Raw genomic sequence first — 25310 nt, forward strand, 5'->3', positions numbered from 1 at the left:
GGCCTGGCTGGAGACGATGGGGCACGCGAGCGTCACCACCCTGGACCTGGCCAGGGCCCTTCCTGCGCTGGACGCCGCGCCGCGGACGGCCGGCGACGCGAGCTTCAGCTTTGCCCGGTTCCCGGTGCAGACTCAGCCTGGGTGCCCGGTCCGCATCACCACCACCGCCGCGCGCACCGCCTCCGCGGCCACCCGGCTTGGCCTGGTCTGCTGGGAGTTCGACGGGGCGCTGCAGTTCTCGTGGAACTACCCAGCACACCTGTTCGCGCCCGCAACGATCGAGCACCTCACGCAGGGGCTGCTATCCGAGCTGACCTCGGCGGCGCAGAGCGCCAGCCCAGCGGCGCAGAGCGCCAGCCCAGCGGCCCCCCAAGGGGTCGCGGAGCGGATCCACGAGCAGTGCCTTCGCACGCCGGAGGCGGTGGCCGTCCAGGACGGTGGCGCGGCGACGACATACGCGCAGCTCGATCACGCGGCCCGCCACCTGGCGGGACGGCTCCGCCGGGACGGCGTGCAGCCCCAGGACCGCGTGGCGCTGCTGACCGCGCCTGGCGCAGACACGGTCGTGGGGATCCTCAGCGTCCTCTACGCCGGAGCAGTCTGGGTGCCGCTGGACCTGCGGCACCCCCTGCCACGGCTCCTCGACCAGGCCACCCGCGCGGACACCCGAGCGGTAATCTGTCACGCCTCCACGCGCCGACTGGCCCAGGAGCTGCGCCGACCGGTGCTGATCGACCTGGACGATCTGCCCCCGGCACTCGCCGACCTCTCCCTCGCCGCTGACCGCTCCCACGCCTCTGCGGGCCCCCTCTCCCCTGCCCGCGACCAGGACGACGCCTACCTCATCTTCACTTCCGGGACGTCCGGCCGGCCCAAGGGCATCCCCGTCACGCACGCCGCGATGACGACCTACCTGGACTGGGCCGTCGCCACGTTCGGTTACACCGACACCGACCGGATGGCTGCGACGGCCTCCATCTCCTTTGACGCCTCGGTCCGCCAACTCCTCGCGCCGCTGCTGGTCGGGGCCACGATCGTGGTGATCGCGCCGGAGGTCCTTCGCGATCCGCGAGCGCTGCTGACCGAGGTGGAACGCCACCGGATCACCGTGTGGAGCTCGGTGCCGACGCTGTGGGCAGAGCTGCTGCGTGCTGCCGAACGCCGCAAGGCGGAGACCGGGACCCTGCCGGACCTCTCGGCGCTGCGCTGGATGCACATGGGTGGGGAGGCGTTGAGCCCCGCGCACGTGCGGCGCTGGTTCGACCTCTTCGGACTCGGACACCGAATGGCCAACCTCTACGGTCCGACCGAAGCCACCATCAACGCCACCTACGAGGTCATCGACGCACCGCCCGACCAGACGGAGACGCGCCTCCCCATCGGGCGGCCGGTCGCCCAGACCATGATCGACATCGTCGGCCCGGACGGACGCAGTTGCGCACCCGATGAGCCCGGCGAGCTGCTCCTGGCGGGTCCTGGCGTGACGGCGGGATACCTCGACGAGCCCGAGCTGACGGCAGCGGCGTTCGTCGAGCGGGACGGCCGGCGCTACTACCGCACGGGTGATCGGGTCCTTCGCCGCACTGACGGCAAGCTGGAGTTCCTGGGACGCACCGATGAGCAGGTCAAGATCCGCGGACACCGCGTCGAACCCGGCGAGATCGCCGCAGTCCTTGCGCTCCACCCTGACGTGGAGCGCGCCACCGTCCTGACGGAGGCCCACCCAGACCACGCGCCGCGTCTCATCGCCTACGTCCAGCCTGCCCGCCCCTCGGCCGACGACCAACCGCCCGGAGAGGTCGTCCGGGTGCTGCGCGAGCATCTCCTCGCCCGGCTGCCCGACTACATGGTCCCGGCCCAGGTCCGGCTGGTGCAGGACATGCCGCTGACCCCGGCGGGCAAGGTGGACTCTGCTCTCCTGCCCGCCAGCGCGACCCCCCTCCCGGAGCGGGTCGGCGACCCGGTCCGCACCCCCACAGAGCGGCTCCTGGCTGAGGTATGGCGTGCCGTCCTCGACGTCGACCACGTGCTGCGGGACGACGACTTCTTTGCGCTCGGCGGTGACTCGATCGCGGTGCTGGAAGTCTTCGCCGCGCTGGCGCCCCACGTGCCTGCGCTGCCGGCACCGACCGCGATCTATCGCCATCGCCGGCTCGCCGACCTCGCCAGGGTCATCGACGCCACGCCCCCCGCCTCGACGAACCAGAGCCCTGGGCAGGAGGGCCTCGCCGTCGACGACGACGGGCCGTTCGAGCTGACCCCGGCCCAACGAGGGTTCTTGCTGGCGGAGGCGGTGTCCCCGCAGGCCCGGTCGAGCTGGCTCACGTGCCTGCGTCTCACCGGCCCGCTGGAGCGTGAGCTGTTCCAGGCCGCGATCGACCTGCTCGTGGGCCGCCACCTCATGCTCCGGGTGGCGATCGACGGGCAGGCGCGACCGCCGGTGCAGCAGGAGGTTTCCTCGCCCTCGCGCCTCACCGTCGCCCACGAAGTCATCGGCGCGGACGAGTTGCCTCTGCGGGTCGCCGAGGAGCGTGCGCACCGGTTCGACTCCTCGGGCTGGCCGCTCGTGCGGCTGCGCCTCCTGGAGCTCTCGCCGCAGGAGTTCGTCTTCCTGGTGCACGGCCACCACGCCATCGCCGACGGTTACAGCATCGTGCTCCTGGCGCAGGAGCTCATGGCGATCTACGACGGGCTCGTCTCCGGGCAGCCAGCCGGGCTGCCGCCGGTGCGCAGCACCTTCCGCGACTACGTCGCGCTCCTGCAGGGGGAGGGCTCCAGGAGCGACGGGTCTGTCCACGGGCGGGACAACGAGTCGCCTACTCCATACATCGCCCCCTCGCTCCGGTCCGAGCCGGACGGCGGCGACGGCAGTCCGACTGCTCCGAGGGCGACCTTCCTCCTGGACGCTCCCACGAGCGCTGCGCTGAGCCGGCTGGCAGCTGCCGAGGGGGCCACGCCCTACGCTCCGCTGCTGACCGCCTACTACCGCGCGCTCGCCGACCTGAGCGGCCAACCCGACCTCGTGCTCGGCGTCGCGACCACCGGGCGGGACCACCTCCTGCCTGACATCACCCGCCTCATCGGTCCTTTCGCGCACCTGGTGCCGCTGCGGGTCACGCGCCCGGGCGACACCTTCCGCCAGCAGTTGCGCCACCTCAGCCGGGCCGTGACGAGCGCCCGGACCGAGGGCGCGACGATGCAGCAGCAGCATCGGCAGCAGCACCTGCACCAGCGACGTGGGGGGGCGCCGACGACGACCGGGCTGGGCGCCGCCTTCGGTGCACAGTTCGTCTTCAGCTTCCTCGACTTCCGCTCGCTGGGGCCGATAGGCGGCCGGACGCTGAGTCTGACCTGGGACGCGCAGGAGGAGGACCTGGGACCGCCTCTGGTCGGCACCGACTTCTTCCTCACCGCCCGCCCGGAGGCCGACGGGCTGCGCGTGACATTGCGGGCATCGCCGGAGGTGGTCACGCCCACCCAGCTCGACACCGTCGCCCAGCAGCTGCGCCGGGATCTGGAGGCCGCCGTCGAGGTCAAACCGTCGCCTCGCACCACGCCCGTCAGCAGGGCTCTGGACGCGGCCATCGTGGGATACCTCCCGGCACCGCGGGACTTGCTGACCTACGCAGGTATGCCGTGGTCGGAGGCCTCGCGAGAGGCGATCCGCAACCGTGTCTTCCCCGACGGTCGGGCCCGACTGCTGGAAGAGGTGACGACACCTCTGGGGCGCTCGGGGTTCGTCTGCCTCCCTCTCTTTGCGGACGAGCTGGCGACCCGAGGTGGCGACTCTCTGGTGCGCGAGACCGCCGAGGCGGTCGTCCACGCCGGCAGACTCGGCGCCCGGTGCGTCTCCCTGGCCGGGATGATCCCGGCCCACACGGCATACGGGATGGCAGTGGTCACCCGGGTCGGTGCCGCGGACGCGCGCGTCTCCACGGGGCACGCCGCCACCGCGGCCTCCGTCGTCAAGACCGCGATCGCGGCCATGGACCAGGCGCGGCGCGACGTCGGCGAGAGCACGGTCGCGTTCATCGGGATCGGGTCCATCGGCCGCTCCGCCCTGGGACTCTTCCTCGCGCGAGCCGGGCACCCCTCGAGCCTGGTCCTGTGCGACATACCCAGCCGCAGGACTCAGTTGGCCACGCTCGCCCGGGAGATCGCCGCCGCCGGCTACCCGGGTCGCGTCACCATCGCCTGCTCCGAAGACGCACTGTCGGCAGAGGTCTATGAGGCCGACGTGATCATCGCCGCCATCAGCGGCAGCGGGGGGACCTTCGACGTCGATCGTCTCCGGCCCGGCACCATCGTCGTCGACGACTCCTTCCCGTATTGCTTCGACATCACCGCGGCGCGACGCCGGATGGACAGCGCCGGGGACATCCTCATGGTCGGTGGTGGCCTGCTGAGCTGCGGACCGGTCGTCCGCCAGCCGGTCGAGGACCTTCTGACGGGCGGTGAGCTCGCCGGGATCATGAGCCTGCGCGTCTCCGACACTCTCGCGTCATGCCAGCTCGAGTCTCTGCTGCAGGCACACCAGCCAGACCTCCCCGTGGTGCACGGCGTGGTCGACGCCGCGCTCGCCGGGATCTATTGGGAGGCGCTGACGTCAGCGGGGGTCGGCGCCGCTCCCCTGCACCTGCTCGAACGCGAACTGCCGCCCGACTACGTCGAACGGTTTCGTCGCAGCTGACCTGAGCGCCACCCGCGCCGACCGCGCAGGGCAAGATGGTGCCATGTCCGCTAGCGACCGCACCGAGCCCGCCCTCGCCCACGCCATCGGGGCGATGGACACGGAGCTGCTGGAACAGACAATCGGCGACAACCTCGACGACACCGTTCATCTGCACCGTGAGCGCGAGGCGATGGTGGAGATGGCCTCCGGCCGACGGTGGACGTATGGGGAGCTGCTGGCGGACGTGGAGCTCCTGGCCCGCGGCCTGGCGGCGGCGGGCATCGTCACCGGGGACCGGGTGGGGATCTGGGCGCCGAACTGCGCCGAGTGGACGATGGTGCAGTTCGCCACCGCCAAGCTCGGGGCCATCTTGGTCACCATCAACCCCGCCTACCGGACCCACGAGCTGGCCCACGTCCTCAACCAGTCCGGTGTCCGCATGATCGTGGTGGCTGAGTCGTTCAGATTGAGCAACTACCCAGCGATGGTCGAGGAGGTCCTGGACGACTGCCCCGCCCTGTCCCGGGTCGTCGTCATCGGTCAGGCCTCGTGGGAGGAGCTGCTGCACGGCGCCCACCAGGTCACCCATGCCCGGCTCAAGGAAATCCAGGCCTCCCTGTCCCCCGATGACCCCATCAACATCCAGTACACCTCCGGCACGACCGGCTTCCCCAAGGGCGCGACCCTCTCGCACCGCAACATCCTCAACAACGGCTTCTTCGTCGGGGAGGGCTGCTCCTACACCGAAGAGGACATCATCTGCCTACCGGTGCCCTTCTACCACTGCTTCGGCATGGTGATGGGCAACCTCGGAGCGAGCTCGCACGGGGCCTGCACCGTCATCCCCTCGCCGGGGTTCGACGCAGCTAAGACGCTCACCGCGATCCGCGAGGAGCAGTGCACGTCCGTCTATGGCGTCCCGACGATGTTCATCGCCCAGTGGGAGCTCATCGAACGCGGTGACTTTGCGGTCGAGGACCTGGCCAGCGTGCGGACCGGGATCATGGCCGGGTCGCTGTGTCCTGCGTCTGTGATGCGCAAGCTAATCGAGGCGGGCATTGAGGAGCTGACGATCTGCTACGGCATGACCGAGACCTCACCGGTGTCCACGCAGACCTCACCGGACGACCCGTTCGACAAGGTGGTCGGCACTGTCGGGCGGGTCGGTCCGCACCTGGAGATCAAGATCGTCGATCCGCTCACCCGCGAGACCCTCCCGCGCGGGCAGGCCGGGGAGTTCTGCACCAAGGGCTATTCCGTGATGCTCGGCTACTGGGAGGAGCCAGAGAAGACGGCCGAGGCGATCACCGACGGCTGGATGGCCACCGGGGACGTCGGCGTGATGGACGAGGACGGCTATGTCGAGATCACCGGCCGACTCAAGGACGTGGTGATCCGCGGCGGCGAAAACATCTACCCCCGAGAGATCGAGGAGTTCCTCCTGACGCACCCGGACGTGGTGGACGCCCAGGTCGTCGGGGTCCCGGACGCGAAGTATGGCGAGGAGCTGATGGCCTGGGTGCGCATGCGTTCCGGCACGACTGCGCTGACCGCCCCTGCCCTGCGCGACTTTGCCAGCGGCAAGCTCGCCCACTACAAGGTGCCGCGCTATGTGCAGGTCATCGACGAGTTCCCCATGACCGTCACGGGCAAGGTCCGCAAGATCGATCTCCGCGACCAGGGCGAGAAGCTCCTCCCCGACTGACCGGGCGGTCGCCCCTGCCACACCGGACGGTCGCCGTTGCCACACCGAACGGTCGCCACAGCCACACCGAGCGGTCGCCGCTGCCGGTCGTCAGCCGAAGGGGGGCGTGAACCGCCCGTCGATCGCCGTCCACCCACCATCAACCATCACCTGACTGCCGGTCACGAAGCTCGCGGCATCCGAGGCCAGCCAGCACACCGCACCGACCATCTCTGCTGGCCGGGCCCAGCGCGCGAGCGCCGACTTCTCTGCATACGCCCGACCCCATGCATCGTCGTCACGGATCTGCTGGGTGAGCGGGGTCTCCACGACTCCGGGCGCCACCGCGTTGATCCGCACCCCGGCCGGCCCAAGCTCAGCTGACCAGGTCCGGACCAACTGCATCACGCCCGCCTTGGTGGCGGCATAGACGCCTTGCCCCGGCTCGACCGTCACCGCACGGATAGAGGTGAAGGTGATGATCGATCCGCTGCCGCGTGTCACCATCTGCGGCGCAAACGCGCGAACGGCATTAAAGGTGCCGCGAAGGTTGAGGTTGACGACCCGGTCGAACTCTTCGCCGGTGTAGTCCAGGAGGCGTTTGCGCACGTTCATCGCGGCTGTGAGGACCAAGACATCGACCTCACCGGCCTGCTGGGCCGCGGCGTCGAGGGAGTCCGGGTCAAGGACATCGACCGGGTGGGCCGATCCGCCGGGTGCCCGCTCGAGCGCGGCTTGCGCCGTGGCGAGCTCCTTGTCGAGGCAAGTGACCCGGGCACCCTGGGAGGCCAACCCGGCAACTACCTCGGCACCGATCCCCCCGCACCCCAGCACCGCTGCGTGCCGTCCGTCCAGCCGAAACATCTGCGCATAGTCCAGTGACGTCATACCTGCGATTGTGGCGCATCAGGCTCGGTGCTCGCTCGGTCGGTCTGGCCACAACCCCCGTTCGGTCCGGCCACAGCGACCGTCCGGTCAGTTGAAGACGATGGTGCGGTTGCCGCGCAGCACGACGCGCTGCTCGGCATGCCAGCGGATCGAGCGGGAGAAGGCCGCCGCCTCGAGCTCCTGGCCTTGGACGGCCAGCTGCTCGGGCGAGCTGCGGTGGTCGACCCGGCGGAAGTCCTGCTCGATGATCGGGCCCTCGTCGAGGTCGGCGGTGACGTAGTGAGCGGTCGCGCCGATGACCTTGACGCCACGATCGTGGGCCTGCGTGTAGGGCTTGGCGCCCTTGAAGCTGGGCAGGAGCGAGTGGTGGATGTTGATGATCCGGCCCGAGAAATCGGCACAGAGCGCGGGCGAGAGCACCTGCATATAGCGCGCCAGCGCGATGGTGTCGACGTCGTGCTCGGCGATGAGCTCCCGCAGCTTCGCCTCGGCCTGCGGCTTGGACTCGGGCGTGACGGCGAGGTGGTGGAAGGGAATGTCGTGCCACTGCGCGAGGCGGCGGAAGTCGTCGTGGTTGGAGACGATCGCGGGGATCACGACGGGGAGCTGCCCGGTGCGGGTGCGAAAGAGGAGGTCGTTGAGACAGTGCCCCATCCGACTGACCATGACCAGGAGACGGTGCGGCCGCGACACGTCCAGGACGCTCCATTGCCCGTCGAGCTGCGCGGCGACCGGCGCCAAGGCTGCACGCAGCTCCTCGAGGTCGATCTGCCCGTCATCGTGAGCGGCTTCCATCCGCAGGTGAAACTCACCGCTGCCCGACGCGAACTGCTGGGAATCGGTGATGGTCAGCCCCACCTGCAGCACCGCGCCGGAGACCGCGTGCACGATGCCGCGACGGTCCGGGCAGGACAGGGTGAGGACGAAGGCGCGTCCGGGCTCGGGGGTCACGCGCTGGAGTGTATGTGGCCCGGCTGGTCTGTCACCACCGCCCGTCCGGTGCCAGGCGGGGTGCTCACGCGGGTGGTCAGGCGAGGGCGAGCGCGCTGGGGAACGCGTCGGGATAGGAGCGCCAGCTCCCGGCCGGGGTGGTGACGGAGGCAGCGGCCAGGGTCGCGCGCACCAGCGCACGGGTCACCACTTCACCGGCGGCGTGCTGCAACAGGTGGAAGGTCAGCGGGTCGGCGGGCCCACGCCGCGCGGTCGAGAGGCCGAAGATCGTGTCCCCGTCATACATGGTGTGCACCGGCACGACGGCCCGCGCCATCCCGTCGTGTCCACTCATCGCGAGCCGGCGGCACTGGGTCGTGCTCAGCGCGACGTCGGTGGCGACCACGCCGATGGTGGTGGCCAGGGTCCTGGGCCTGCCGTCCGCACCGGCGTCCAAGGCCAGCTCGCGTGACCGGGCGACCTCGTCGGCGGCGGGCGGGCGCAGGGTGGCGCCGCGGGCCAGGCCTGGTATGTCGTCGAGGTCACCGGGCAGGAGGTGCCGGGCGCCATAGAGCTCGCCCGTGCGCGGGTCGACGGTCGAGCCGACCGCGTTGAGGACCATGAGGGCCGCGATGACCGTCCCGTCAGGGAGCACCGCGCTGGCCGCGCCGATCCCGCCCTTGAGTCCGCCGGCGACCTGGGCGCCGGTGCCTGCGCCGAGGCACCCCAGCTGCTGGGCCGTCGAAGCAGCTTCGGCGTCTGCACACGCCAGTGCGCCGAACTCCTGACCCGGTGTCGCGCCCCACCGACCTCCACGGCCCAGGTCGAAGATGACTGCGGCGGGGACGATCGGGACGACGTGACCTTCTCCGGTGCCATGCACATCAAAGCCACGGCCCCGCTCGAAGAGCCACCGCATCGCTCCGTCAGCGGCAGCAAGGCCGAAGGCCGAACCTCCGGACAGCGTCACTGCATGGACCCGGTCGACCAGGTTGCTCGGGTCGAGCAGATCGGTCTCGCGCGTGCCCGGTCCCCCGCCGCGCACATCGACGCCAGCCAACGCACCCTCCGGCGGGCACAGCACAACGGTGGTCCCGGTCAGGTAGCCCTCGCCGGTCCGTTGGTGATGGCCCACGCGCAGTCCCTCGACGTCGGTCAGCGTGTTGGTCGCACCGGGTGTCAGTTCGATGAGCACGTCAGGCTCCGTCCACGTCGTGGGTCACCGCAGTGTCCTGGGCCACGTCCTGCGCCAGGTCCTGGGCGCTGCGTCCGGCCAGCGCCGTCCTCAGCTGGGGGATGGCCGCGATCAAGGACTTGGTGTAGTCATGCTGCGGGTCGGTGAACAGCTGCTCCGTCGGCGCCAGCTCGACGATCTCGCCTCGGCGCATCACCGCGATCCGGTCACAGACGTGGCGCACCACGGACAGGTCATGGCTGACGAAGATGAGGGTCAGGTCGAAGCTCTCGACGACCTCGTCGATGAGGTTGAGCACCTGGGCGCGGACGGACACGTCAAGCGCAGAGACGGGTTCGTCGGCCACCAGGATGCCTGGCCTGGGCGCCAGGGCCCGGGCTACCGAGATGCGCTGCCGCTGACCGCCAGAGAACTGGTGGGGATAGCGGTCGGCGTCCTCCACGGACAGGCCCACCCGCTGGAGCAGCTCATCGACGCGCTCCCGCTTCCCTTCCCGCTTGCCCTGCGCGACAAGGGGCTCGGCGATGATCTCGCGCACCCGCATGCGCGGGTCGAGGCTGCTCATCGGGTCCTGGAAGACCAGTTGCAGGCGTTCACGCAGCCACCCCAGCCGCCATGACGGCTGGTCGTGGATCGGCCGGCCCTCGACATACACCTCACCGGAGGTCGGTTTATCGAGCCCGCAGATGATCCGCAGCAAGGTCGACTTGCCCGAGCCGGACTCCCCGACCAGCCCGAAGCGTTCGCCGCGAGCGATGCTCAGGTCGACATCCCGGACCGCGCGCACCACCGGCGCAGGTTCGCGCAAGGAGGTGCGCCGACGTCGAAACTCCCGGTTGAGCCCGCGCAGCTGGACCGCGATGTCGGCCGCCTCGTCCGGGACCATGTCGACGGCGAGCTGCTGCTCCGGGCTGCTGGCTTCAGCCATCGCTGTCACCGCCCGCCGGGTGGAAGCAGGCGAAGCCGTAGGCGGAGTCGCCGGCCGGGTGCTCGCCCCGCGCCTGCCAAGGGGGCAGTTGCTCGCACACCTGCGTGGCATAGCCGCACCTGCTGCGGAAGACGCACCCCGCGGGGAAGCGGCCGGCCGGAGGGACCGAGCCAGGGATCGTCGGGAGCGAGGCACGCCCCCGGCGGCCCTGCGCGCCCACCAGGTCGCTGGCCGCGATCAGGCCCTGGGTGTAGCGGTGGCGCGGGTCGGAAAAGACCTCGTGGACGGGTCCGGCCTCCACGACGCGGCCGCCATACATCACCAGGACGCGCTCGCAGACGGTCGCGACGACCGCCAGGTCGTGGGTGATGAAGAGCATCGCGGCCTCGCGCTGCTCGACACCGCGCACGACGAGGTCCAAGACCGTGGCCTGGACGGTGACGTCGAGGGCGGTGGTCGGCTCGTCGCAGATCAGCAGGGCAGGGTCGTTGGCCAGCGCGATGGCCAGGACGACACGTTGGCGCTGGCCGCCGGAGAGCTCGTGCGGATAGGCCCGGGCCATGTGCGAAGGGTCCGGCAGCCCGACCTGTTCCAGCAGCGCCACGGCACGGGCGCGGGCCGCTGCCGGGGAAGCCTGGGTCCGGTGGATGAGCATGACCTCGGCGACCTGCGCCCCGATGCGCATGGTCGGGTTGAGCGCGGTCATCGGCTCCTGGAAGACCATCGACATCGCGTCGCCGCGCAGGCGCGCCAGGTCGCGTTCGGGCATCTCCAGCAGGTTGCGTGTCGCTGATGCCCGCCCGGAGAGCCAGATCTGCCCCGAGGCGCGCAGCCCCTGGCCCAGCAGCCCCATCACCGCGAGCGCCGTGAGCGACTTGCCGGACCCGGACTCACCGATCAGCCCGACCCGCTCACCGCGGTCGATGGAGAAGGTCACGTCGCGCAGCAGCGGGACGCGCGCAGTGTCGACGTCCAGGCCCTCGACCCGCAGGACGGTGCGCTCGTTCACCGGTCCTCCAGCTTGGGGTCGAGCCAGTCGCGCAGGCCGTCCCCGAAGAGGTTGAAGGCCAGGACCGACAAGGCGATGGCGGCGCCAGGGATGAGTGCCAGGTGCGGCGCGGAGCGCAGCGTGGTCTGCGACTCATAGAGCATCCTCCCCCAGGACGCCTGGCCGGTGGGGGTGCCCAGGCCGAGGTAGGCCAGCGCCGCCTCGGCCAGGATCGCGATCGCAAAGCTCACCGAGGCCTGCACGATGACCAGTCCTGCCACGTTGGGCAGCACGTGCCGCGAGGCGATGCCGAACCGGGAGCGGCCCGCGGCCCGCGCCGCGGCGACATACTCCGTGCTCATCACCCCGAGGGCACCGGAGCGGGTGATCCGCGCGAAGGCCGGGATGGTGGCGATCCCGATGGCGATCATGGCGACCCGCGTGGACCCGCCGTAGAGCGCGGCAAACATGATCGCCAGCAGCAGGGCGGGGAAGGCGAGCAGCACGTCGTTGGTGCGCATGATGACCTGCCCCAGCCAGCCGGGTGACATGGCTGCGAGGATGCCGACCGGCACTCCCACCACGGCCGCGACCCCGACCGCCACCAGCCCGACGTAGAGGGTCGTGCGCGCCCCGACGAGGATCTGGGTGAAGACGTCGCGCCGCAGCTTGTCGGTGCCCAGCCAGTGCTCTGCATTGGGGGTCTGGAACGGCTTGGTGGGCAGCACCCGCATCGGGGCGTATGGCGTCCAGACGTAGGACACCAGCGCGAGCGCGATGATCGCGATCACGATGGTGCCACCGATGACCAACGCAGGATTGAGCGCGCGCCGGCGCCGACCGTCGGCCACCACCTCAACGTCACCGTCGCCCAACGGTCCGACCGCGGGGACCCCCTGCATCGCCTCGGTCATCGCGCCCCCGTCCTCAGCCTCGGGTCGATGACCAGGTAGAGCGTGTCGACGACCCAGTTGATGAGCAGGACGGCCACGACCAGCACCATGACGACCGCCTGGACGGTGAGCAGCTCCCGCTTGGCCACCGAGTCGAGCAGGAGCGAGCCGAGGCCGGGTATGACGAACACCCGCTCGATCACGACCGCACCGATGAGCAGGGTGGCCAGTTGGAGCCCGAGCACGGTGACCACGGGGACCGCCGCGTTGCGCAGGCCGTGCCGCCACAAGGCCGGCAGCGGGCGCAGCCCCTTGGCGCGGGCGGTGCGCAGGTAGTCCTCCCGAAGCACGTCGAGCACGGCCGATCGGATGTAGCGCGCCAGCACCGCTGCCTGCACGAGCGCGAGCGAGATCGCAGGCAGCGCCAGCCGCTGGAGGAAGCCGAGCGGATCCTGCCCCGGCACCACCCAGCCCCCGGAGGGCACCCAGCGCAGGCGCACCGCAAAGACGGAGATCAAGATGATGCCCGCCAGGAAGGCCGGCACCGCGATCCCGAGCTGGGACACGGCCGACATCGCCACGCCATCGGCGCGCTTGTGCCGCACGGCCATCCAGAGCCCGGCGGGCACCGCGATGATCATCGCGAGGACCATCGAGGTCAGCACCAGGAGCAATGTGACCTGCAGTCGGTCCGCGATCTGCGGGCCGATCTGCGCCTTGGAGATGAACTCGATCCCGGGATCGAGCGTGACCAGTCCGCGCACCCAGTCGACATACTGCACGAGCATGGGGCGGTCGAGGCCGAACTGCGCGCGCAACTGGCCGACGGCCGCGTCAGAGGCGTTGATCCCGAGGGCGACGCGGGCCGGGTCCCCCGGCAGCACGCGCATGAAGCCGAAGACCACGACCGAGGCAAGAAGCACGCTCAGCACAAAGACCATCGTGCGGTGCAGGAGGCGCAAAAGCATCGGCAGGGGGCCCGTCGTCAGTCGTCAGCAGCCCGGGCGGCCCGGATCAGCCGCGGCCCAGGTCGGATAGGTCGAACGACTCCTTGATTGCGTTGGTGGGCAGGCCGGTGATGTCCGGGTCGGCCACCATCAGGTTGGGCAGCAGGAAGAGGAAGTCGGCGGCGGCGTCTTCGCTGATCAGCGCGCCGGCCTCCTTCATCTTGGTGACCTGCTCCTCCTCAGTGCCGGTGTCGGCCGCTTCGAAGAGCGCCTGGATCGCATCGGTGCCGTAGGTCGTGTAGTAGTCCGGGCTGCCGAAGACATTGGCCATGTCGCGCGGCTCCACGTGCGCCACGATCGACATGTCGAAGTCCTTGTTGGTGAAGACCGTCTCCAACCAGGCGGCGGGGAACTCGAGCTCATCGACCGTCACCGCCAGCCCCGCGTCCTCGAGCATGGACTCGACCACCGTGCCGCACGCGACGGCATACGGGAGCGTCGGGATGCGCAGTCGCAGCTCCTGGCCCTCGGCCCCGGCCTCCTTGATCAAGGTCTTGGCCTTCTCCAGGTCGTAGGGGTAGTCGCCGGTGCGGTCCTCATACCAGGGGTCGGTGGGCGGGTCCATCGTGCCGATCAGGGTGCCGCGCCCGGCCCAGCAGGTGTCCATGAGCATCTGGTGGTCGATGGCGGAGCGGACCGCCTGCCGGAGTTTCTTGTCTGCCAGCGGCTTGCCCTCCATCTGGTTCATCGACAGCACGATCTCGCCGTTGGTGGTGCCCTCGATGATCTGGTAGTCCCCGCCTTCGAACTCTGCCAGCGACTCCGGCGCCTGCACCGTGGAGACCACGTCGATGGCGTCGGTGAGCATCGCGTTGTTGAGCGCGTTGGCGTCCTTGAAGTAGAGCATCTCCACGTTTGCGAAGTAGGGCGCGTCGCCGTGATAGTCGGCGTAGCGCTCCAGGGTGATCTTGGAGCCGCGGTCCCAGGAGCCGAAGGTGTAGGGGCCGGTGCCGATGGGGCTGCCCGCCAGGTCGTCGACGCCCTCGGTGTCAAACATCGCGCCGATCCGGGTGCTGAGGGAGTAGAGGAAACGGTTGCTCGGCTGCGTGAGGGTGACGACGAGGGTGGTGTCGTCCTTGGCTTCGACCGAGTCGACGACGTCCATCTGCGTCTTCAGGCTGGTCGTCCAGGCGTCGGACTTGACCCGCTCCAGGGAGAACTTTGCGTCCTCGGCGGTGAAATCTGCGCCGTCGGAGAACTTCACCCCGTCCTTGAGGGTGAAGGTGTAGGTCAGGTTGTCGTCGCTGACTTCCCACTCCTGCGCCAGCGCGCTCACGAGCTCACCGGACGTGACGTCGACCGTGACCAGGGTCTCGTAGACGTTGTCGAGCAGGAGCTGGGGGATGGCAGCTCCGTCGGTGGTGGTGAAGTCCAGGCTGGCCGGCTCGGCCACCAGACCCACCCGCACGGTTTCGTCACTGCCCGACGCCACGTCACTGGTGCTCGAGCTGCCATCACTGGTGGCGCCGGCATCTCCGGGAGCCGCTGCCCCGTCGCTGGGGGCCGGCGAGGGGGAGGGCGAGGGCGACGTGCCTGCTCCGGCGTTGCATCCCGCCAGCAGTGCGGTGGTGGCCATCGCGGCCACCAGGGCCCGGGTCTTCGACTTCGTCGACGTTGGAGTCATAAGGCGCATCATGCTTCATCACCCTGCCCCCGCGCCAGTGGGTGCCGATAGTCTCTGAACATGGCCGACCGCGCACGCGTCCTTCTCGTGGCTCCCGACAAGTTTCGCGGCAGCCTCACTGCCCCTGAAGTCGTCGAGGCGGTGGCGGCCGGAGCCGAGCCTCTTGGCTGGCACGTCATCCGCCGACCGATGGCCGACGGTGGCGAGGGGATGCTGGACGCCTTCGGTGGCGCCAACCGCGTCTCGGTCGTCACTGGCCCGGCCGGTCGTCCCGTCCGGGCGGCTTGGCGCTTCGGGGCGGACAGGGTCGCCGTCGTCGAATGCGCGACGGCGTCCGGCCTGGCGATCGCCGGTGGCGGGAGCCACAACGACCCGATGGCAGCGACCAGCCGGGGCAGCGGCGAGCTCATCGCCGAGGCCATCCAGGCCGGCGCCAAGCGCGTCATCGTCGGTCTGGGCGGTTCGGCCATGACCGACGGCGGCCTGGCTGCGGTCGAGGCGGTCCTGGAGGGGCTGCACGGGCAAAAACCGTTTGGTCGAGGGGCCGAGATCCTGGTGGCCTGTGACGTGCAGACGGTCTTCACCGACGCGGCCAAGGTGTTTGGTCCCCAGAAGGGCGCTTCCCCGGAGCAGGTCCTAGAGCTGACCGAGCGCTTGGAGAAGCTGCAGAAGCACTACCTGGACGACTATGGCGTCCACCTGGACACGCTCCCAGGCGGCGGCGCTGCCGGCGGCCTGGGTGGCGCCCTCGTCGTGCTCGGCGGCAAGCTCGTCCCCGGCCTGAAACTCGTCGCGGAGGAGGTGGGGTTGGACGCCGCGCTGGCGCAGGCCGACGCCGTGGTGACGGGCGAAGGCGCGCTTGACGCAGAGTCCTTCAACGGCAAGGTGATCGGCGGCGTCCTCGACCTGGCGCAGGTGCACGGCATACCCGTCATCGCGATCGCCGGCGTCATCCGCGACGACGCCCCCGCCGACCGGCTGGCCCAGCTGAGGGCCGTGTCTCTCTCAGAGACGTACGGCAGCGAGGCCTCCTGGCACGACACCGCCAACTCGATCACCCGAGCTGTCACCGAGCAGCTCTCCGCCCTCGACCGGGCGGTCCCCCTTGACACACCGAACGGTCGTCGCTGACACGCTGACAACACCGACCGTCCGGACTGGCAACAGCGACCGCCCGGTCAGAGGAAGACCACCCCCCTTGCCGCGACCCGTCGTCGTAGGCGAAGATTACTCACCAGAAACAAGTACCGTGAGTATCGGATACTCGGAAGGGCAAGGCGAGCACCGTGGGTCACTACCGCAGCAACGTGCGCGACATCGAATTCACCCTCTTTGACGTGCTCGGGCGAGGTGAGGTGCTGGGCAAGGCGCCGTTCACCGACGTCGACACCGAGACGGCGCGCGACGTGCTGCACCAGGTCGCTGGGCTGGCAGAAGGCCCCATTGGTGCCTCGCTCCTGGACTCCGACCGCAACCCGCCGGTCTTCGACCCGGCGACCGGCCAGGTCACCATGCCCCAGTCCTTCCAGGACTCCTACGCCACCTGGCTGGACAGCGAGTGGTGGCGCCTGGAGATCGACGCGAGCCTGGGCGGCACCCCTGCCCCGCCGAGCCTGACCTGGGCGATGAACGAGCTGGTCCTGGGTGCCAACCCGGCCGTGAAGATGTTTGCCGCCGGCTTCACCTTCGCCCAGGTGCTCTATCACCTCGGCACCCCCGAGCAGCAGCAGTTGGCCCAGCTCATGATCGACCACCGTTGGGGCGCCACCATGGTCCTGACCGAGCCGGACGCCGGCTCCGACGTCGGCGCGGGACGGGCCAAGGCCACCAAGGCCAGCGACGGCACCTGGCACCTCACCGGGGTCAAGCGCTTCATCACCAGTGGCGTCGCGCCGTTCTATGACAACGTCATCCACTTCGTGCTCGCCCGCCCCGAGGGCGCCGGGCCGGGCACCAAGGGGCTCTCGCTTTTCTTGGTCAGCGACCGGCATGTGCTCGACCTGGAGACCGGTGAGCTCGGCGAGCGCAATGGCGTCCAGGTGACCAACATCGAGCACAAGATGGGCCTGAAGGTCTCCACCACCTGCGAGCTGCGCTTCGGTGAGGACGAGGACAACCCGGCCGTCGGCCTGCTCCTCGGTGAGGTCCACGACGGCATCGCGCAGATGTTCCGGATCATCGAATATGCCCGCATGCTGGTCGGCACCAAGGCGATCGCGACCCTCTCGACCGGCTACCTCAACGCCCTCGACTACGCCAAGGAGCGCGTGCAGGGCGCTGACCTGGCGCAGATGAGCAACAAGGCCGCGCCGCGGGTCACCATCACCCACCACCCCGACGTGCGCCGTTCCCTCATGCTGCAGAAGTCCTATGCCGAGGGTCTGCGGGCGCTCATGCTCTACACCGCGACCTTCCAGGACACGGTGTATGCCGCGCAGGCCGCCTCGGGCGCGGAGCGGGTCGAGGCCGACTCCCCCGCCGCCATGGCCGCACGCGTCAACGACCTCCTGCTGCCGCTGGTGAAGGGCTGCGGCTCCGAGCGCGCGTGGGTGCTGCTGGGCACCGAGTCACTCCAGACCTTCGGCGGGTCCGGTTTCCTGCAGGACTACCCGCTGGAGCAGTACGTCCGCGACGCCAAGATCGACTCGCTCTACGAGGGCACCACCGCGATCCAGGGCATCGACTTCTTCTTCCGCAAAATCCTGCGCGACAAGGGAGCCGCCCTCGGGTATGTCGCGCAGCAGATCCTGACGACCACCTCAGCTGCGGCGGACGACGGCTTGGACGACGTACGCAGCGCCGTCTCCCGTGCGCTCGGCGAGGTGCAGGCGATGGTCGAGTTCTGCACCGAGAAGGCGATCGCCTCGCAGCAGGACCCCACCCAGGTGTATGCCGTGGGGCTGGGCACCACCCGTCTGCTCCTGGCCGCCGGCGATCTGGTGATCTCCTGGCTGCTCCTGCGCCAGGCGGAGGTGGCCCAGCGTCTTCTCGACTCCGGCGAGCCCGGGGAGAGCGGCGCCGGCGCCCACCCGGCCTACCTGCAGGGCAAGGTCGCCGCGGCGAAGTTCTTTGCCAGCGAGATCCTGCCCCGCCTGGGCTCGGACCGACGCATCATCACCGGCGTCGACACCTCGCTGATGGAACTCCCGGAGGACGCCTTCTGAGCCTCCCCCGCCCAACAGTCGGACGGCTCAGCGATAACGCTTGATCCGAAAGACATAGACCCGCATCATGAGGTAGATGAAGACCGCCTCGCAGGCACCCGCGATGAGGCGGGCCGCGAGGAACTGCACGCCGATCGCCTCCAGCGTCGTGGACAACAGCAGGATGAACAAGACATAGTTCGCGACCACGGTGAGCAGATATCTGCCGGTCTGTCGCTGGACATTGCCATGGGACTGGAAGTTCAGCACTCGGTTGAGGACGAAGGCAAGCCCGAACGCCACCACATAACCCAGCGTCACCGCGGCCGGATAGGGCAGGCGCAAGACGTCGAAGGCCACGGCGAGCAGCCCCAGGTCGATGGCATAGGTCAGGGTGCTGAGGGCCGCAAAACCAATCGCGGTCGCCGGGATGATGGACCGCAGGCGGCGCGGCAGCCGCGCGTGCAGACCGTCACGCGCTGCAGCGAAGCGAGTGGCGGCCGAGCGGGGAGGGTCAGAGACTTTCGTCGCGGCGTCGGACGTCGGCGTCGGTGTGCCGGTCGACGACCTCGCGGTGGGTGGTGTTGGTGCGCTGGGTGTTCATCACCAGGCTCAGGATCAGGCTGAGCGCCCCCGCGGCCATCAAGATATAGCCGATGGTGGACAGCTCGATGCCGCTGACGTTCATCTCCACGGCGAAGGCCAGGATCGCGCCGAGGACGAGCAGGAGAATACCGAGGCCGATGCCCATGATGGTGCCTTTCCGTTGGGGTTCGACCAGCCTAATGGTTGGTGCTGGGGCGGGCCTGTCGAACCGCCACACCTAGAGTCTGCGGTCCCGCAGGACAGGGAAAGACTCGCGAGCCTTCGCCACGGCGGCCGAGTCGATCTCGACCGAGAGGACCTCCTGCTCCGTGCCGGCCTCGGCCAGCACCGTGCCCCAGGGGTCGATGATCGCGCTGTAGCCGCCCATCGTCTGCCCTGCGTGGGTGCCTGCGGTGTTGCAGGCGACGACGAAGCACTGGTCCTCGATCGCGCGCGCACGCAGCAGCAGGCGCCAGGCCTCGACACGGGCCTGCGGCCAGGCCGCCGGGATGAGGAAGAGCTGCGCGCCCAGGTCGAGCTGGGCGCGATACAACTCAGGGAAGCGCAGGTCATAACAGGTCGAGAGGCCGATGGTCAGCTCGTGCGCGGGTGCCGGCAGGTCGAGCACGACCAGCTCGGTCCCCGCCTCCATCAGCTTGGGCTCACCGGACCCGAAGCCGAAGCGGTGCACCTTGCGATAGGTGGCACACGGCCTACCTGCCGGATCGAGCACGACCGAGGTGTTCCACAGGTGTCGTCCCTCCTGCCCCGGCGCCTCGGTGCGTTCGACCACGGAGCCGGTATGGAGCACCACCCCGGTCTCGCGCGCTGCGGCGGCCAGCGGCGCGAGCGCGGGCGGCAGGTCCTCGCCGGCCAGCGACTGGGCGCGCCCCTGCCAGTCACGGACCGCGAAGCACCCCGCGCTCCACAGCTCGGGCAGCAGGACCAGGTCGTGCCCGGCGCCGTGCTCGCGGACGAGGTCGGCGACCCGGGCGGCACGCTCCTGGACGGACTCCTGGTCGCCGTCTCCGTAGGCCAGCTGGATCACTGCGATCCTCATGTCGATCTCCTGTCGTGGGTCGCCAGTTGCTGCAGCCGCGCGTTGTAGGCCCGCAGCTCGGCCTCGTCGTCGCGCGCGGCCTTGCGGTCATAGCGGATGCTCTCGCGAGAGTCGCGCTGCATCCAATCGACCGCCACCAACATCATCAGGACCAGCGTGGGCGCCTCACCGATCCCCCACGCGATCGCGCCTCCGAGCTGCTGGTCCACGAGCAGGTCCGGCACCCACGGCACCGCCAAGGTCTTGTAGAACTCCGGGGCGAGCAGCCACGCGCCCTGCATCAGCGCCAACCCGAAGAAGGCGTGCGCCGCGAGGGTGGCGATGAGCACGAGCATCCGGAAGGGTGCCTGCCACTTGGGCGGCCCCGGGTCGCGCCCGATCAGCGCCCAGACGAAGGCATAGCCGGTGATCGAGAAATGGACGACCATGGCGACGTGCCCGGTGTGCGTGGTCAGCGCCCAGTCCAGTAGACCGCTCCAGTAGAACGCGACCAGGCTGGCGAAGAACATGGTCCCCGCCACGATCGGGTTGACGAAGAACGTGGCCCAGCGCGAGTGCACCACCGCCAGCAACAGCTCGCGCGGACCCAGCGTCTTGTCGCGGCGCTTGGGCAGTGCCCGCAGCGCCAGGGTGATCGGCTGGGCGGGGACGAGCAGGATGGGGACGGCCATCATGAGGGCGATGTGCTCGACCATGTGGATCGAGAACATCACCTTGCCGTAGACGCCCGGACCACCGTTGGTGACATAGACGAGCAGGCCCCAGCCCAGCACCCACACGAGCAGCCGCCACCACGGCCACGAGTCCCCGCGACGACGCAGCCGCCATACCCCCCACGCGTAGAGGCCCACTGCGGTCAGCGCGGCGAACGCGAAGAGCCAGTCGACGCGCCAGGCGGTGAGCATCTGGCCCCAGTCCCAGGGTTGCGGCATCGGGAAGCCGGTGAGGCTCAGGGCGATGTCACGGTCCTTGGGGATCGACTGCGGTGGCGGCGTGCGGGTCAGGACCACACCGAGCCCGACAGCGAGGCTCATCAGCACCAACTCGCCGCTGGCCATCCACGCGAAGCGGCGCGGGCTGTCGACACCTCGGGCGACGATGGCGCGGCGCTGCAGATAGCCAGCGACACCGAGCAGGAGCAGCAGACCCACCTTGAGCAGGACGATGATCCCGTATGACGTGCCCAGCCTCGTGGGCGAACCGATGGTCACGCTGGCGAAGAGCACTCCGGAGACGGCCACCATGGCGAACGCCCAGCCCGCGACCGTCGAGAAGCGCTGCACCGTGATCGGGAGCGCCGGCCCCAGGATCGGCAGCAACAGGCCGATCGCCAGCAAGCCGCCGACCCAGACGCTGAGCCCGACCAGGTGCAGACCCAGCGCGGTGACGGCGGTCTCGTGGCCGACGGTCCCGGCGGAGTGGCCGGAATAGGCGGCGGGCGCGAGCGAGGCGAGGGCGAGCACGGCGGCCCAGGCGAGGGCCGTCTTCGTGCGCGCCCACGCAGCCAGCGGCAGGAGGACCGCGACCGCGATGGCCTCGATCGCCATCAGCCGGGTGAACTCCAGCTGCCAGGTGGCGGCCCACAGGTCGCCGAGATAGCCGGGGGTGTTCGGGGGCACGCCGGCCAGCTCGCCAAAGCTGAGATACCACCCCACCACGACCGTGACCAGCCACACCGCTGCCGAGCCGACTGCCGCCCTGGCCGCGGTGCCCCGGCGATCACTGGACGGCCCCTCCGGCACGAGGAAGGCAGCCACGAACAGCAGACCGATCGTGAGCGCGGCCGCTAGGTCGTGCAGGATCCCGACGAGGGGCAGACCCCAGCGCACGACCGCGCCCGCATCCCCCAGGACGACCGGAGTGGTGGCCCCGGACAGCGCCGCCGCCGGCACCGCGACCACCAGCGCGATAACGAACATCAACACCGGCGCCCCCCAGCCACCCAGCAGGCGCGGCAACGGCGAGGGCGACGGCATACCCCTCATGCTAGGCGCCCACCCTGACGATGCCGGATCAGGGACGTTTGGCAGAATAGGAGGTCGCAGCGACGGGGCGCGGGGGTCAGCAACAGTTGCATGCGGTCGCCTCGCGTCCTCACGCGAGCTGCGAAACACCGAGCACGACCACCGAGAATCGAACGACAGAGGACACACACTGATGCGCACGAAACATCTGGCCCTGACCGCTATGCTGCCGCTGGCCCTGAGCCTGCCGCTGGCCCTCGGCGCCTGCTCCACCACGGATGAGCCGAGCACCACGCCCGACACCAACAGCAGCGCCGCCGACAGCTCGACGAACGACGCGACCCAGACCTCGGCCCCGGCGGACGCCGTAGCGATGAGCGACGAGGTCTGTGCCGACTTCTTCCAGAGCGGGCCCGTCAAGCTGGCCGATCGCGCTGAGAAGGACCGCGCGATGCTGGAGAACGGCGAGGTCAAGGACCCCGCCACCTTCGGTGAGGTCAACCTCCTGCGCCAGCGCATCCGGGACCTGGCGGCCACCACTGACGGCGACCAGGCCGCTCTGCTCGAGCGGATCAACGCCCCCTTCGTCGAGGCGTCCAACGTGATCCTGGACGACGAAGAACTGAGCCCTTCGGACGCAGAGATCTCGCTCCCGCCGATCGTCGTCGCCGATTCCGCGACCGCGCAGGAAGAGTTCCTCGCCGCCTGCGAGGGCTGAGCACCAATACCGCGGGTGGTCCGGCGCGAGGCTAACCTGAAGGCATGCCAGTCCACCCCGCCCCGCCGACCGACATCCCGAGCCTCATCGAGGCCTATCGGGCCGTGGTCACCTCCTTCGCGGGTGTCGCCGACGGCCTGCGGGACACGGACTGGGAGCAGCCGACGACCTGTCCGGGCTGGAGCGCCCACGACCACCTGGCTCACGTCGTCCACCTCGAGGACATTCTGTCCGGGTCCGACCACCCCGTCACCGGCTGGTCGGAGCAGGCGGCGGGCCACCGGCACTCCCGCGCGGTCAAGGTCGGCTCGCCTCAGCACGTGCGCAACGACTTCGGCGTGTGGATCGAAGAAGGCGTGCAGGCCCGTCGCGACCGCTCCCCTGGCGAGCTGATCGCCGAGCTGCGCGGTCTTATGGAGGTGCGCTCGGCGAGCATGTATGACCCAGACCTGACGGCGCAGACCCTGGTGCCCTCGGTCATGGGCGAGCAGGCCACCTTCGAGGAGCTCCTCCGCCTGCGCCTGGCAGACATCTGGGTGCACGAGCAGGACCTGCGCGAGCTCGTCGGCCGACCCGGCTCGCTGGACAGTGCCGGTGCCAGCCAGTGGACGACCTACATCATGGATGCCCTGGATCGGGTCGTGGTCCGGCGCGTCAAGGCGGAGCCGGGCACGGTGGTGATCCTGGAGACCACCGGTCCCGTAGTGGCCCGGGCCGGGGTGCGGGTCGGCGTCGATGAGGCCGACCAGCCGATCGGTCGCGCGCTGTTCAGTGGCCACACGGAGGCGCCCAGCGAGACCGGCGGCGACAGCGACAGCCACGGCGCTTCCAGCGCACCCGAGGCGCACCCGGAGCACATCACCACGATCTCGTTGTCGACCGACGCGCTCACCCGCCGGGCCGCGGGTCGGCGCTCGACCGCAGACACGGCATACCAGGTAGTCGGCGACGAGGACCTGGCCCGCCGGGTGCTCGACGCCTACGTGATTACTCCCTGATCACTTCCCTATGCCCACCGACGTCGTCGCACGACCAGAGCCACGCCTCGGGCTCGCCCTCGGCGGAGGCGGCGCCCGGGGACTGTGCCACCTCGGCGTGCTGCAGGTCCTGGAGGAGCTGCAGATCTATCCCGACGTCATCGCGGGCACCAGCATGGGCGGCCTGGTCGGGGCCTTCATCGCGGCCGGCTACCAGGCGCAGGAGCTCCAGAGGATCGCCAAGGACGTGCGTCTATCCCAGCTGATCGACTGGCGGATGAGCTGGCGGCTGGTCAGCACCCGCGCCCTCGAGCGCCTCATGGAGGACCACCTGCCCGCGACCTTCGAGGAGCTGGAGTTGCCGCTCGTGCTGACCGCGAGCAACCTCGTCGACGGTCAGATCCACTACTTTCGTCAGGGTGACCTGCGGACCGCGATCCGGGCGACGACGGCCTATCCAGGGTTCATCGAGCCGGTCCGGCTGGGCGACGCGCTGCTGGTCGACGGCGGCATCCTCAACCAGCTGCCGGTCGATGGCGCGCTCTTCCTGGGTGCCCGGCGGGTGATCGCGGTCAACGCGACGCCGCTGGTGCGGGTCGAGCTCGAGCAGGACGATGCGGCCAAGGCACGGCGGCGGGCGGGGCGCGAGACGCTGCGCGAGGTGTTTAGGTCGATCGATGTCATGCAGGCCCAGCTGACGACCACTCGGTTGTCCTTCTATCGCCCCGACGTCCTGCTGGACCCGGTGATGGACGGTGTGGAGATCAGTGACCTCCACAAGGGTGGGATAGCGATCGAGGCGGGTGTCGTCGCGGCGCGGGAGCGCTCCGAGGATCTGGTGCGAGCCGCCCGCGGCTGACTCAGCTGCGCGCGGTGCCCGGGGCGTGGCCCCTGCTGTAGAACCACAGCGCCCCGACAAAGGTCGCCACCACCAGCAGGCATGCTCCGGCCACCCAGACCCCCGGCGGCCACTGGATCGTGAACTCCAGGATCAGGCCGACCAGCGCGATAGCCAGCGCCGCCTGACCTGCCATGCGGGTGGCGTTAAACTGCGCCAGCCGCTCGGCGACGTCGGCGTCCTCACCGGTGAGCAGCCGTGCCGCGGGCGTGAGTCGTCGGGTCACCGAGTGGAGCACGCCATACCCCAAGAAAAATCCTGCGCCCACGATCGCCACCTTGGCGTTGCCGCGGGAGAACCCGGCGACCAGGATCGCCGCTGCCGCGACGGTGCACAGCAGCGTGAAGAGCCGGTCCTTCAGACGCGGACGGGAAGCCATGGCCCCAGGGTAGGCGGAGGTCAGCCCCAGACCAGCGCGAGGCTCGGGTCCTCCAGGAGACGCGCGATGTCGGCGAGGAACCGGCTGCCGAGCTCGCCGTCGACCAGCCGGTGGTCGAAGGACAGCGCGAGCTGGGTGACCCAGCGCGGCTCGATCCGCTCATCCGCGCCGTGACCGACGACCCACGGCTGGCGGCGGACCGCGCCGAAGGCGACGATCGCGGACTCGCCGGGGTTGATGATCGGGGTGCCGGTGTCGACCCCGAAGACCCCGACGTTGGTGATCGTGATGGTGCCGCCGGCCTGGTCGGCGGGCTGGGTGCGGCCCGATTTTGCGGTCGCGACCAGGTCCTGCAGCGCCTCGGCGAGCTGGCGCAGGTCCATCAGGTCGGCGTCCTTGATGTTGGGCACGATCAACCCACGCGGGGTTGCGGCGGCGATCCCGAGGTTGACGTAGTTGCGGCGCACGATCTGCTGCGCCGTCTCGTCCCAGACGGAGTTGATGCCGGGGTTGCGGCGCACCGCGATCGTCATCGCCTTGGCCAGCACCACCAGCAGGCCGATCCGGACGTCAGACATGCCGTACGAGCGGTCCGACTTCAACCGGTCGATCAGCTCCATCGTCGCGGTCACATCGACCGTGATGAACTCGGTCACGTGCGGAGCCGAGAAGGCCGAGCTGACCATGGCCTGGGCCATCATCTTGGTGACGCCCTTGATGTCGGTGCGCTCCTCCCGCTGTCCCGAGCGGTCCAGGCTGGGACGCTGGTATGGCGTC

At 69.8% G+C, this 25310-nt stretch carries 21 protein-coding genes; 7 read left to right on the forward strand and 14 right to left on the reverse strand.

What is annotated here, in order from left to right:
- Nucleotides 1-16 precede the first annotated feature (16 nt).
- Together Q4P07_RS10210 and Q4P07_RS10215 are read left to right on the forward strand one after the other, a co-directional pair.
- The gene (locus tag Q4P07_RS10210; protein WP_303374810.1) at nt 17-4690 is read left to right on the forward strand and encodes a non-ribosomal peptide synthetase; all 4674 of its coding nucleotides are present in this window, start codon (nt 17-19) and stop codon (nt 4688-4690) included.
- A gap of 43 nt (nt 4691-4733) precedes the next feature.
- Nucleotides 4734-6377 carry an AMP-binding protein gene (locus tag Q4P07_RS10215; protein WP_303374811.1) on the forward strand — a complete coding sequence of 548 codons (1644 nt, stop codon included), beginning with the start codon at nt 4734-4736 and terminating at the stop codon, nt 6375-6377.
- A gap of 90 nt (nt 6378-6467) precedes the next feature.
- Here Q4P07_RS10215 and Q4P07_RS10220 read toward each other — a convergent pair whose 3' ends face one another.
- The 8 genes from Q4P07_RS10220 to Q4P07_RS10250 all read right to left on the reverse strand — a co-directional run bounded on the left by Q4P07_RS10220 (nt 6468) and on the right by Q4P07_RS10250 (nt 14809).
- The gene (locus Q4P07_RS10220; protein WP_303374812.1) at nt 6468-7244 is read right to left on the reverse strand and encodes an SDR family NAD(P)-dependent oxidoreductase; all 777 of its coding nucleotides are present in this window, start codon (nt 7242-7244) and stop codon (nt 6468-6470) included.
- A gap of 87 nt (nt 7245-7331) precedes the next feature.
- Complete coding sequence (gene purU, locus Q4P07_RS10225; RefSeq protein WP_303374813.1) at nt 7332-8195, reverse strand: formyltetrahydrofolate deformylase; 864 nt, start codon at nt 8193-8195, stop codon at nt 7332-7334.
- Between the two features lie 76 nt (nt 8196-8271).
- Nucleotides 8272-9369 (reverse strand): P1 family peptidase, encoded by a 1098-nt coding sequence (locus tag Q4P07_RS10230; protein WP_368660270.1) that lies wholly within the window; start codon nt 9367-9369, stop codon nt 8272-8274.
- A gap of 1 nt (nt 9370) precedes the next feature.
- Nucleotides 9371-10297: an ATP-binding cassette domain-containing protein gene (locus tag Q4P07_RS14360; protein ID WP_368660271.1), complete on the reverse strand. Its 927-nt coding sequence runs from the start codon at nt 10295-10297 to the stop codon at nt 9371-9373.
- Nucleotides 10290-11306 carry an ABC transporter ATP-binding protein gene (locus tag Q4P07_RS14365; RefSeq protein WP_368660272.1) on the reverse strand — a complete coding sequence of 339 codons (1017 nt, stop codon included), beginning with the start codon at nt 11304-11306 and terminating at the stop codon, nt 10290-10292. The genes Q4P07_RS14360 and Q4P07_RS14365 overlap by 8 nt, the downstream gene beginning before the upstream one ends.
- On the reverse strand, nt 11303-12199 hold the full coding sequence (locus Q4P07_RS10240; protein ID WP_303374814.1) for an ABC transporter permease: 897 nt from the start codon (nt 12197-12199) through the stop codon (nt 11303-11305). The genes Q4P07_RS14365 and Q4P07_RS10240 overlap by 4 nt, the downstream gene beginning before the upstream one ends.
- Nucleotides 12196-13146, reverse strand: coding sequence for an ABC transporter permease (locus Q4P07_RS10245; protein ID WP_303374815.1), 951 nt, complete (start codon nt 13144-13146; stop codon nt 12196-12198). Before Q4P07_RS10245 ends, Q4P07_RS10240 begins: the two co-directional genes overlap by 4 nt.
- Nucleotides 13147-13192: 46 nt before the next feature.
- Complete coding sequence (locus Q4P07_RS10250) at nt 13193-14809, reverse strand: ABC transporter substrate-binding protein (RefSeq protein ID WP_303374816.1); 1617 nt, start codon at nt 14807-14809, stop codon at nt 13193-13195.
- A gap of 60 nt (nt 14810-14869) precedes the next feature.
- Here Q4P07_RS10250 and Q4P07_RS10255 point away from each other — a divergent pair, with 60 nt between their 5' ends.
- Nucleotides 14870-15940 carry a glycerate kinase gene (locus tag Q4P07_RS10255; protein WP_303374817.1) on the forward strand — a complete coding sequence of 357 codons (1071 nt, stop codon included), beginning with the start codon at nt 14870-14872 and terminating at the stop codon, nt 15938-15940.
- Nucleotides 15941-16095: 155 nt separating this feature from the next.
- A complete protein-coding gene (locus Q4P07_RS10260; protein ID WP_303374818.1) occupies nt 16096-17973 on the forward strand; it encodes an acyl-CoA dehydrogenase in 1878 nt (625 codons plus the stop codon).
- A gap of 27 nt (nt 17974-18000) precedes the next feature.
- Here Q4P07_RS10260 and Q4P07_RS10265 read toward each other — a convergent pair whose 3' ends face one another.
- The 4 genes from Q4P07_RS10265 to Q4P07_RS10280 all read right to left on the reverse strand — a co-directional run bounded on the left by Q4P07_RS10265 (nt 18001) and on the right by Q4P07_RS10280 (nt 21573).
- Nucleotides 18001-18420 carry a GtrA family protein gene (locus Q4P07_RS10265; protein ID WP_368660273.1) on the reverse strand — a complete coding sequence of 140 codons (420 nt, stop codon included), beginning with the start codon at nt 18418-18420 and terminating at the stop codon, nt 18001-18003.
- A gap of 46 nt (nt 18421-18466) precedes the next feature.
- Entirely contained in the window at nt 18467-18703 is a 237-nt protein-coding gene (locus Q4P07_RS10270; protein ID WP_303374819.1) for a DUF6458 family protein, read from the reverse strand.
- 72 nt (nt 18704-18775) lie between these two features.
- Entirely contained in the window at nt 18776-19597 is an 822-nt protein-coding gene (locus tag Q4P07_RS10275; protein ID WP_303374820.1) for a carbon-nitrogen family hydrolase, read from the reverse strand.
- A complete protein-coding gene (locus Q4P07_RS10280) occupies nt 19594-21573 on the reverse strand; it encodes a cytochrome c oxidase assembly protein (RefSeq protein ID WP_303374821.1) in 1980 nt (659 codons plus the stop codon). Before Q4P07_RS10280 ends, Q4P07_RS10275 begins: the two co-directional genes overlap by 4 nt.
- Before the next feature lie 181 nt (nt 21574-21754).
- Between Q4P07_RS10280 and Q4P07_RS10285 the strand changes: the two genes are divergently transcribed.
- The 3 genes from Q4P07_RS10285 to Q4P07_RS10295 are packed head-to-tail and all read left to right on the forward strand — an operon-like array spanning nt 21755 to nt 24115.
- Nucleotides 21755-22279: a hypothetical protein gene (locus tag Q4P07_RS10285; protein ID WP_303374822.1), complete on the forward strand. Its 525-nt coding sequence runs from the start codon at nt 21755-21757 to the stop codon at nt 22277-22279.
- Between the two features lie 44 nt (nt 22280-22323).
- Nucleotides 22324-23277: a maleylpyruvate isomerase family mycothiol-dependent enzyme gene (locus Q4P07_RS10290; protein WP_303374823.1), complete on the forward strand. Its 954-nt coding sequence runs from the start codon at nt 22324-22326 to the stop codon at nt 23275-23277.
- 10 nt (nt 23278-23287) lie between these two features.
- A complete protein-coding gene (locus tag Q4P07_RS10295) occupies nt 23288-24115 on the forward strand; it encodes a patatin-like phospholipase family protein (protein WP_303374824.1) in 828 nt (275 codons plus the stop codon).
- Between the two features lies 1 nt (nt 24116).
- On the opposite strand, the gene Q4P07_RS10300 is transcribed toward Q4P07_RS10295, so the two are convergent.
- Nucleotides 24117-24533 (reverse strand): hypothetical protein, encoded by a 417-nt coding sequence (locus tag Q4P07_RS10300; protein ID WP_303374825.1) that lies wholly within the window; start codon nt 24531-24533, stop codon nt 24117-24119.
- A gap of 20 nt (nt 24534-24553) precedes the next feature.
- A partial coding sequence (locus Q4P07_RS10305; RefSeq protein WP_303374826.1) for a dihydrolipoamide acetyltransferase family protein occupies nt 24554-25310 on the reverse strand: 757 nt, incomplete at its 5' end.

Source organism: Ornithinimicrobium sp. (assembly GCF_030537745.1).
In the GTDB taxonomy this organism is placed as follows: domain Bacteria; phylum Actinomycetota; class Actinomycetes; order Actinomycetales; family Dermatophilaceae; genus Ornithinicoccus.